Genomic DNA, 1,182 nt, shown 5'->3' with positions numbered 1-1,182 from the left:
TGGGGTACGGGAGAGGATAACCTCTTCGTTCGGGCTCCGGGTGGGACTCCCGGGCCGAGGTCCCCTGTCGCCCTGCCCCTCGGAGGGCAAATCAAGTATTCGGAAAGGAGGCGAAAGCCTGGTCTGGGGGCCGACTTGACTGAAAATAAAAACAGTCAAGTTTTTTGAACCAGGGCGAGAATATGAAGATGCTGGTGGGACTGGGCAATCCCGGCCCGCAATATGAATTGACCCGGCATAATGTCGGTTTTCTGGTGATTGATGCCCTCGCTGATAAGGTAGGGGTTAGCAGTTTCAAGCAGCAGGCCGGCGCGCTGGTAGCTTCGGTAAATTATCAGGGGGAAAAATTGCTGCTGGTCAAGCCTCAGACCTACATGAACCTGAGCGGCCAGGCCGTAGGGGAACTGGCCCGTTATTATAAAATTCCGGCTCAAGATGTGCTGGTTATCTATGATGATATGGATAACCCGTTTGGCCAGCTACGCTTGAGGGCCAGGGGGAGTTCTGGCGGCCATAATGGGATCAAGTCGATTATCAGCCATTTGGGGACGGAGGAGTTTCCCCGCCTCAAGGTGGGGATTGGCCGGCCGCGGCCAGGCCAGAGTGCTGCCGATTATGTCCTGGAGCCTTTTAGTAGCGAGGAACGGGCGGCACTGGGGCGCATAATTCCTGCTGCGGTAGATCGGGTGTTGGCGGTGGTGGACAAGGGGATAGTGGCGGCGATGAATGAGTTTAATGGGAAGAGGGTCACTTAAGTAACTAGACTCAATATAGGTGTGCAAAAAGTACATAAAAAAGTTTATAATGAAATAAACTAAAGTGACAGCATGGCCAGCCTGCGGGAGAGTGGGCAGAGGTGCAGGGTAAAGCCAAAATTTTTGGTGTCTGTAACACAACGGCCATGCTGTTTTTTTTTTATATTTAGCAGGAAATATTGCATGTTTTGAAGAATAATGGAAAATATAGTAACTCCTACGTTGAGGTGTGAATATGGAAGACACAAAATATTATGCTCATTCCATAGAGGGAAAAAGCAAAAGCGATTGGCATTTGTTAAAAAAGCATTTAGAAGACACGGCAAAGTTAGCTGCTGAATTTGCTTCAAGTTTTGGAATGAAAAAACTAGGGTCAGTTGCTGGTCTTTTACATGACATAGGGAAATACTCGCATGAATTTCAAAGA

The 1,182-nt window shown here is 48.8% G+C and carries 2 protein-coding genes; both read left to right on the top strand.

From position 1 onward, the window contains the following. Positions 1-182 precede the first annotated feature (182 nt). Positions 183-755 carry an aminoacyl-tRNA hydrolase gene (gene pth, locus B5D20_RS13595; protein WP_078666718.1) on the top strand — a complete coding sequence of 191 codons (573 nt, stop codon included), beginning with the start codon at positions 183-185 and terminating at the stop codon, positions 753-755. 235 nt (positions 756-990) lie between these two features. Further along, positions 991-1,182: CRISPR-associated endonuclease Cas3'' (locus tag B5D20_RS13590; protein ID WP_078666717.1), on the top strand; the 192-nt coding region annotated here is incomplete at its 3' end.

The organism is Carboxydocella sporoproducens DSM 16521 (assembly GCF_900167165.1).
In the GTDB taxonomy this organism is placed as follows: domain Bacteria; phylum Bacillota.
The sequence above is the reverse complement of the archived record's forward strand: the minus strand, read 5'-3'. Positions and strand labels throughout refer to the sequence as shown.

What these genes read in the sequence shown, in the direction of transcription:
- pth (WP_078666718.1), top strand. Translation starts at nt 183, where the DNA reads ATGAAGATGCTGGTGGGACTGGGCAATCCCGGCCCGCAATATGAATTG.